Here is a 6000-nt window from a genome sequence, read left to right on the forward strand (position 1 = left end):
GCCTTGAGATACATAGTAGGGCATAATGCCCTACTATGCAACACAAATTAGGGCTATACGCCCTATATAGTTAGGCTGCACGCGCATCCGGCAAGGCGCCATTCGCATAGAATTCGGCGATCTGCTCATTAACCTTTTCGAGCAAATCCAAGCGTTTGAACTCAAGATGCAGATTGCCGTTCTTGAAAGCCCTTGCGCGGTAGTAATCGCTTTCAAACAATGGGCCATCTTCGAAAACCGCATTCATGGCGGACTCAAGAGCGCGTGGCTGGAACGGCTTGTTATCGAGCACTTGGAACACCCGATCAAGATCGTTGAGCTTGTCTGCCCCGCTGTGATTGATTGCCAAGCCGCGACGATAAGAGTGGCGAATCATATACGACATAACCACCTTGCGGCCGATACGGAACGGCTCAACCGCATTGGTCCGATAGTCGTCCGATAGGTAGCGGAACACGTTGAACACCCCGCGACGGAACATTGACTCTGCATTGATGCGCAAGTCGATGAAGGTGGCGCGAATGTTCCCCTCGGTGAACTCTGGCGCAGCGGAGCCGAGGCTCTTTTCGAATTCGGCCACAGCCTGCGCATCCATCAGTGTCTTGAAGCCAGTTAGGTCAAGCGCACGGCGCCACATACTGCAATCCAGCTCGAAACGCACGCGCTCCTGGCTATCGGGAGCTTGGGCGCCGCGTGGCATAAGGTGAGGGCCGTACTGCTCTAGCAACTGCTTGGCCATATCAGTGATACGGCAGGCATCCGCGATCAAGCGCAGCGCATCATTGCGCGCTTGCAGCAGGTCGGTGAGGGTGGCGGGTATTGCAACGCTGGTGGACATGCTCATGAGGGATTCCCTATTTCGACCTGGGCGAAGCACCCGGCCATGGGACTTATTATAGGGCTTAGCGCCCTATATATCAACACTTGCTAGGGCATTAAGCCCTATTTTATGAGCGCGTCAGTCAGATACCCCCAACCCTGCCAACCCAGCCTTTCGCAACGGTTACACAACTAGCAGCACTACAAATCGTCAGGTCCCGGCAGGTTCAATCTTGCAGCGGCCAGGGTAGCCCGCAGGGCGCAGGGGCTGGCCCCTGTTCGGAGCGACTGCGGAGACTTCCTACTGACACACCATCGCAGGGAGCATTTGTGGGATCTGGGGTAGGGCGAAGCCCGGAGGGGCTAGCCCCTCTTCGGAGCGACGGCGAAGACGCTGTGAGCTTTTTACATGATGGCCCAGCGGGGGGTTGGGCCTTGGATGTACCTGGTGCGATTTTCCTATCTGCTGCCGATTACTTGCAGTCGGTCTCTGCCAGTTGGGTTACGAAACCATGCAGGGCACCAAATCCCCATTGACCCACCAAATAATCGCCTGTATGTAATACGGCTGTTGCCGTAGATCCAGCTGGCTTAGTACCTAAAGGAGTCTCTGCGAATTGCTGAACAGTGACTTCTGTATTGATCCCATTCCCTGCCAAACCACTGTAAATAAACTTCCAGCCTGATCGGTAACGGACCACGGTGCTTTTACCGTCCGCACTCACAACCGCCTTCGAAGCTTCATTCAAATCGCCGTGGATGTTCGCCGCACCATTGGGAACAAAGACCATCATGTCCCGAGCTTGAATTTCATAGCCACCCTTGCCAAAAGCGGCGTCTAGCAACGCTTTCGGCTCGCTTCCTGACATGCTTACCGCCTTGCTAGCCAGATCACCGGCAAGCTGCTGGGCATCCTTGGCGGGGCCCTTGTATTCGAAACTGACTGTGCGATAACCAACGTTGCAGTCCACATCAGCGGCATGCACAACGGACATAGAAAGAATGGTTGCAGCTACGGTCATGAGTGTTACGCATACTTTTTTCTGCACTGCGGAGTCCTTTGCTATTTACAGGAATGCGATCACCGCCCCTTAGTACTGGCTCGGCCCCGGTGTTAGGCCGGGGCTTGGATGTATCTGGTGCGTTTTCCATTAACCGTTGGATGTAGTCATAAAGGCGTTTTCAATAGACGGCATGCGGTCGCCAAAAAGGCTTCTGGTCAACCGCTCACGCTCCAGAGTTGGTAGACGGAACACCTCGGATCGCTCAATCACAGCACCGTGCTTGTCGAGCTGGTCTGTGAACTCCCCGACTCGCTTAATCCGCTTGAACGCTTCCATTCTCGGTTGCGACTCCAAAGGGCTGCCGTAAGTACAACCGGTGGGATAACGTGATTTGTAGTCGCCCTGGCTGGGATGCGTTGCCCCCCACTGCATCATTTGTTCCGTGACGGTATCGAACTCCGCATCAGCGAGGATGTAACGCATACTATGTGTTGCTATGTGGCTCGCAGCGACCGCCCAGCGCGTTACAACAGTGAATTCCCGCACTGGGCCTTGTGTCTCGACAAGGAACCCATTCACCGCCTTTTGCCCGACCTTGCGGCAAGCCACCAGATAGTTTTTGTTTGGGTAAGGACGCCGTGCCGTCAGCTCTTTCCCGCCAGTTAAATTCAAACCCAACTCGCTACAGGTCAGGTCAACAAGCGAACACGGCACGTTGGTTCGGTCCGCTAGGATATTGGGTATCAAATGGATGAGCATGGTTTTCCTACGGTTGGCCGTGGGTCAGCCCACCCACGGTTTCGAAGTGGAACACCACCGGCTTTCCCGTCTCGACAATCAGCCCGTAAGCCTTGGCAATGCGGTAGATCGGGGTGTAGCTGTTCAGGCTGTTGATGTGTCCGGCCAGCCACTGACGCCACCCCTCAAGCGTCTGACGGCCCTTGCTGATGTTGCAGGGAGCACAGGCGGGCATCATGTTGCCAATGGCGTGATTCGCTGGTTGCTCGGCTACGCGCTGATCAGCCAAACGAATGACCGGCTCAAAGTGGTCAGCGTGCCAACGGTCGCCCAGCTCGCACCCGCAATACGCGCAGCGGCCCGCGAATTTCGCGTGAAGCTCGATGCGCTGTTTCTTCGTCAGCCTCATGGCGTTTTCCTACTCATCGTCGCTGTATTGGTCAGGGTCGAAAATTAGCCGACCTGGTTGAGATTTGCAGCGGATGGCTACAAGCGTCCCCTCAACAAATTCCAGCTCATATTCATGCCACTGGCGGGTTGGAAAAGAAGTGGCATACACGTTGAGCTGGCCCGAAAAATTCATGTCACCCAGTGGACGCTCAACCTGTTCAAAAACCGTGTCTCTGACCAAACGTCCGGCCTTCGATACCGTGTAGATATCCATCAGACAATCGAGGTCTTTTGTCTGGTAACAACCAATAGGTTCAAACCCGTCAGGCATCTTGTAGCTGAAATTCACCTCGTCAAACATTCCCATTACAATTCCTAGACCTTCACGATTTCCAGTTGGTAGTCAGCCATCCAGTCAGAGCCTGCACCGCCATCGTCATCAACAACGCCGTTATCCAACTGGTGCCGGATCTGCTCTTTGAACTCGTCCAGCGAGTCGCACAGCATGCCGTCCAGATCCTCTTGCGTTACTTCTACTTTGATTTTCATCGCGTCTTTTCCCGGAACAGTTACGCCAAAGCGGGTGGCTTGATCGGTGCCGGTCTGATTGGCTTCACAGGCCCATTACCGCCGCCATTATCGCCTTTGTTGCCATCGCTTCCCGGTGGCTCGCCGTACCCGTTGTAAAGCGCGGCATTCATTTCACGACCTCGCTGCATCTTGATCACATCGGCCCCAGTGCAGCTATAACGGCGCCAGTGGCTGCGCGCCTCGCACCAGTTGACCAGAATCAACGGAAACTCCAGACGATGAGCTGCGCCCATCAGCCCGGTTAGGAACGTGTCCCAATCACAGCAGCGGCGATCAATCCAAGGGGCTATACGCTTCTTACGGGTCATGAGCGTTTTCCGTTAACCGTTGGATGTAGTCATAAAGGCGTTTTCAATAGACGGCATACGGTCGCCAAAAAGGCTTCTGGTCAACCGCTCACGCTCCAGAGTTGGTAGACGGAACACCTCGGATCGCTCAATCACAGCACCGTGCTTGTCGAGCTGGTCTGTGAACTCCCCGACTCGCTTAATCCGCTTGAACGCTTCCATTCTCGGTTGCGACTCCAAAGGGCTGCCGTAAGTACAACCGGTGGGATAACGTGATTTGTAGTCGCCCTGGCTGGGATGCGTTGCCCCCCACTGCATCATTTGTTCCGTGACGGTATCGAACTCCGCATCAGCTAGGATGTAACGCACACTATGTGTTGCTATGTGGCTCGCAGCGACCGCCCAGCGCGTTACAACAGTGAATTCCCGCACTGGGCCTTGTGTCTCGACAAGGAACCCATTCACCGCCTTTTGCCCGACCTTGCGGCAAGCCACCAGATAGTTTTTGTTTGGGTAGGGACGCCGCGCCGTCAGCTCTTTCCCGCCAGTTAAATTCAAACCCAACTCGCTACAGGTCAGGTCAACAAGCGAACACGGCACGTTGGTTCGGTCCGCTAGGATATTGGGTATCAAATGGATGAGCATGGTTTTCCTACTCAGCTGCGTTCTGGCACAGGCGGCTCAACGGGCGGCCACGCGGGAGCATGTGAGTCCTTGAGAGTATCCATGTCGAACGTCAGACCACTAAGCAACAGACCAGCACCTGTGCGCTGGTGAAAACCAACCATCAAAGGGGCAGGATCGGCGTGATAGAGCCCGTTGATCAGCATCGCCTCAGTTAACTCCTGCGGCTGATCCTCGTCGTGTGCCCCAGGCAGGAGGACCGGCAACTTACGTTCGGTGCCTGCCTCGATCAGTTCGCCAAGATACTGATGCAGTTGCTCAAGATTCATGACTTGTCCTTGTTTGCGCGGACGCGAATGGGCGTCCTTCTACTGACTTGGCCCAGCGGTTTGACGGCTGGGCTTGGGGTGTACCTGGGCGGTAGATCCGCCGCGATTTCCTCACTTCTTCGACTTTGGCAGGCGCTTGATAACTTCTTCGGCAGTCAGCTCTTCCAATGGCACAAGGCATGTCGCACCACGGCAAACCATAATCATGCGAACACCATCCGAAAAAACACCCTTGTAGTCGCTGTGCGTGTTGCGATAGATCCGGTCAAGCTGTGCCTTGGTAGCGGTGGTCATAATCATTCCTCAGTGATTCGCTTCAATGAGGTTATTTTACGGTATAGCGTATAATTTGTATAGAGATATTTACGGTATAGCGTAAAATTTTAACAAGGTAACGACCCTGCCATTTTCGTCCTGAATGGCCTTTAAACGCAGAGAGAACTGCCCCCGATTGGCCCCCGTCTGTTCGCACGCTTCCTTTGGCGTAAAACCGTCTACAAGATGCTGCCGCAGAGCTTCACGAACCTTCGGCCCTCGTATGTCAGTGCCAGCCAGCAGCAAGTCAAATTGCTCGGCAGGGACGTTACCCGGAACCAAGTCATAAACACCCATCAAATGATTCTCCGAACTATGTCGCCTAAACGAGCTGGATCGCCCGCGCAGAGCTTCTTAACCGCTTCCAGACTCTCGATGCCCAATATCTCGCTGATGTGCCGCAAGTCGATGCCTCTGCGCTTGAGCTTGACCGCAAGCGTGCGGCGTCCAGACTGCGCGCTGGCCCCCTCGATCCCCGCCATACCGAAGAGGCGTGTATAGAGTCGGCTGAGTTGGTTCGCGCTGTAGTACGTTTTTCCGTCTCGCCGTTGCGCGCTGATTTTCAACCCTTCACCAGTGCGACCGGACACGAACAACGGCGACTCAGGATCAAGACCACGAAAAGCCATCACCCTGGTTGAAACCCCATGACCGCGTGTAAGGCGTTCTGCAAGGTGCGCGTCTATGGCATTGGTCAACTTCTTGCTGGTCCAGCACAACGGCCTAGAACGATGGTTGTAGGCGATTTCTGCACGCACCTGGGAGTCGATCAGCACAGCGCCTGATTCGGTGAGGTAATCGCTTACGCGCAGGCGGCAAATCTCCGTCACGGTCATTCCGGTGCCAAAGCATGTAAGCAACAACGCCGCATCACGACCGCCGTTCTCCGGGCTGCTCACTTTA

General features: G+C 54.9%; 12 protein-coding genes. All 12 read right to left on the minus strand.

Annotation, left to right across the window (positions count from 1 at the left end; translation table 11 throughout):
- Window positions 1-70: 70 nt before the first annotated feature.
- A complete protein-coding gene (locus tag RGW60_RS23560; RefSeq protein WP_322207082.1) occupies window positions 71-844 on the minus strand; it encodes a DUF4942 domain-containing protein in 774 nt (257 codons plus the stop codon).
- A 448-nt stretch (window positions 845-1292) separates the two neighbouring features.
- Window positions 1293-1868 (minus strand): hypothetical protein, encoded by a 576-nt coding sequence (locus tag RGW60_RS23565; protein WP_322207083.1) that lies wholly within the window; start codon window positions 1866-1868, stop codon window positions 1293-1295.
- Window positions 1869-1970: 102 nt separating this feature from the next.
- Window positions 1971-2582: a DUF6012 family protein gene (locus tag RGW60_RS23570; protein ID WP_322207084.1), complete on the minus strand. Its 612-nt coding sequence runs from the start codon at window positions 2580-2582 to the stop codon at window positions 1971-1973.
- A gap of 7 nt (window positions 2583-2589) precedes the next feature.
- Complete coding sequence (locus tag RGW60_RS23575; RefSeq protein ID WP_322207085.1) at window positions 2590-2970, minus strand: HNH endonuclease signature motif containing protein; 381 nt, start codon at window positions 2968-2970, stop codon at window positions 2590-2592.
- 9 nt (window positions 2971-2979) lie between these two features.
- Window positions 2980-3318: a hypothetical protein gene (locus RGW60_RS23580; protein WP_322207086.1), complete on the minus strand. Its 339-nt coding sequence runs from the start codon at window positions 3316-3318 to the stop codon at window positions 2980-2982.
- A gap of 8 nt (window positions 3319-3326) precedes the next feature.
- Entirely contained in the window at window positions 3327-3500 is a 174-nt protein-coding gene (locus tag RGW60_RS23585) for a hypothetical protein (RefSeq protein WP_322207087.1), read from the minus strand.
- A 20-nt stretch (window positions 3501-3520) separates the two neighbouring features.
- Window positions 3521-3850, minus strand: coding sequence for a hypothetical protein (locus tag RGW60_RS23590; RefSeq protein ID WP_322207088.1), 330 nt, complete (start codon window positions 3848-3850; stop codon window positions 3521-3523).
- A 12-nt stretch (window positions 3851-3862) separates the two neighbouring features.
- Window positions 3863-4474 carry a DUF6012 family protein gene (locus RGW60_RS23595; RefSeq protein ID WP_322207089.1) on the minus strand — a complete coding sequence of 204 codons (612 nt, stop codon included), beginning with the start codon at window positions 4472-4474 and terminating at the stop codon, window positions 3863-3865.
- An 11-nt stretch (window positions 4475-4485) separates the two neighbouring features.
- Window positions 4486-4782 (minus strand): hypothetical protein, encoded by a 297-nt coding sequence (locus RGW60_RS23600; RefSeq protein ID WP_322207090.1) that lies wholly within the window; start codon window positions 4780-4782, stop codon window positions 4486-4488.
- A gap of 111 nt (window positions 4783-4893) precedes the next feature.
- Window positions 4894-5076, minus strand: a complete 183-nt coding sequence (locus RGW60_RS23605) for a hypothetical protein (RefSeq protein ID WP_322207091.1) — start codon at window positions 5074-5076, stop codon at window positions 4894-4896.
- A 69-nt stretch (window positions 5077-5145) separates the two neighbouring features.
- Window positions 5146-5394, minus strand: coding sequence for a PapB/FocB family fimbrial expression transcriptional regulator (locus RGW60_RS23610; RefSeq protein ID WP_322207092.1), 249 nt, complete (start codon window positions 5392-5394; stop codon window positions 5146-5148).
- Window positions 5394-6000 (minus strand): site-specific integrase (locus RGW60_RS23615; RefSeq protein ID WP_322207093.1); only part of this gene is annotated, 607 nt, incomplete at its 5' end. The genes RGW60_RS23615 and RGW60_RS23610, both read right to left, overlap by 1 nt.

The organism is Pseudomonas sp. AB6 (assembly GCF_034314105.1).
Taxonomy (GTDB): domain Bacteria; phylum Pseudomonadota; class Gammaproteobacteria; order Pseudomonadales; family Pseudomonadaceae; genus Aquipseudomonas.